We start from the raw sequence: 1,615 nt of genomic DNA, 5'->3' as shown, positions 1-1,615 counted from the left end.
GGCTGGCATTGAATTCCTTGGCCAGGTCGTTGACCCATTCGTTGTTGACGGCGGTCATCGAGTGCCACCACTGGATCTCGACCTGGGCCTGGGCGCCGAGGGACGCGGCCAGCATGGCCGAGGCCACCGTGATCGACTTGAAATTCATGCAAAGGACTCCGTGGAAACAGGAAGGGGGGCTTGTGACCCCCCAGTATTTTCAGTTTTGATGACAGTCGCGTTTCTGTCACAAAGCCGCAGGCGGCGGAACGGGGATAACCCGCCGCGAAGGGCTGCCCTGGCAGCCAGGCCGGGCGCCCTGATGCGGTGCGGTAACATCCGACCCCCCTTGCGTCAACCCCGCCGGTGCCGTCGCCTGGGCCTGTGGCGGCGGTTAATCGACATGAATGCACCGCTTGCCGTGAATACCCTGGCCGCCCCCGGCCTTGCTGATGAGCAGGCGCCCCGCCTGCGCGAGATTCCCTACAACTACACCTCGTTCTCCGACCGCGAGATCGTGATGCGGCTGCTGGGCGAACGCGCCTGGACGCTGCTGGACAAGCTGCGCGGCGAACGTCGCACCGGCCGCTCCGCCCGCATGCTGTACGAGGTGCTGGGCGACATCTGGGTGGTGCAGCGCAACCCGTACCTGCAGGACGACCTGCTGGACAACCCCAAGCGCCGCGGCCTGCTGGTGGACGCGCTGCGCCATCGCCTGGGCGAGATCGCCAAGCGCCGCGACCCGCAGGCCGACCCGCAGCGCGATGCGCTGGTGGGTGAGCTGCTGCAGCTGGCCCAGGGCGCGGTGGCGGGCTTTGCCACTTCGTTCGACCAGCTGGACGAGCTGCGCCGCCGCGCCCGCCGCACGCTGGGCCGCATCACCGCCAAGGACAACATCAAGTTCGACGGCCTGTCGCGCGTCTCGCACGTCACCGACGCCACCGACTGGCGCGTGGAATACCCCTTCGTGGTGCTCACGCCCGATACCGAGGCAGAAATGGCCGGCCTGGTGCAGGCCTGCGTGGAGCTGGGGCTGACCATCATCCCGCGTGGGGGCGGCACCGGTTACACCGGCGGCGCCATTCCGCTGACGTGGAAGAGCGCGGTCATCAACACCGAAAAGCTCGAGCGCATGACCGAGGTGGAACTGGTGAGCCTGCCCGGCCTGGCGCAGCCGGTGGCCACCGTGTACACAGAAGCGGGCGTGGTCACCCAGCGCGTGGCCGATGCGGCCGAGCGTGCGGGCTACGTGTTCGCGGTCGATCCCACCTCGGCCGAGGCCAGCTGCATCGGCGGCAACATCGCGATGAACGCGGGCGGCAAGAAGGCCGTGCTGTGGGGCACCGCGCTCGACAACCTCGCCAGCTGGCGCATGGTGACGCCCGATGCCAAGTGGCTGGACGTCATCCGCCTGGACCACAACCTGGGCAAGATCCACGACGTGGACGCGGCCCGCTTCGAGCTGCGTTACTTCGATGCCTCGGGCAAGGTGCTGGAGCGCACCGAAACGCTGGAAATCCCCGGCCGCGTGTTCCGCAAGGAAGGGCTGGGCAAGGACGTCACCGACAAGTTCCTGGCCGGCCTGCCCGGCATCCAGAAAGAAGGCTGCGACGGCCTGATCACCAGCGCGCGCTGG

Annotated in this window: 1 protein-coding gene and 1 pseudogene; one reads left to right on the top strand and one right to left on the bottom strand. The window is 67.9% G+C overall.

Annotated elements, in window-relative coordinates:
• Nucleotides 1–148: pseudogene (locus ABNT58_RS26325) on the bottom strand (sn-glycerol-3-phosphate ABC transporter substrate-binding protein); the annotation flags it as partial.
• A 234-nt stretch (nucleotides 149–382) separates the two neighbouring features.
• Between ABNT58_RS26325 and ABNT58_RS26320 the strand changes: the two are divergent.
• Nucleotides 383–1,615, top strand: a 1,233-nt coding sequence (locus ABNT58_RS26320; RefSeq protein ID WP_348756337.1) for a DUF3683 domain-containing protein, incomplete at its 3' end; no start/stop codon positions are given.

The sequence above is a fragment of the uncultured Aquincola sp. genome, assembly GCF_964001545.1.
In the GTDB taxonomy this organism is placed as follows: Bacteria; Pseudomonadota; Gammaproteobacteria; order Burkholderiales; family Burkholderiaceae_C; genus Aquincola.
This window is presented reverse-complemented; position numbering and strand designations above follow the sequence as displayed.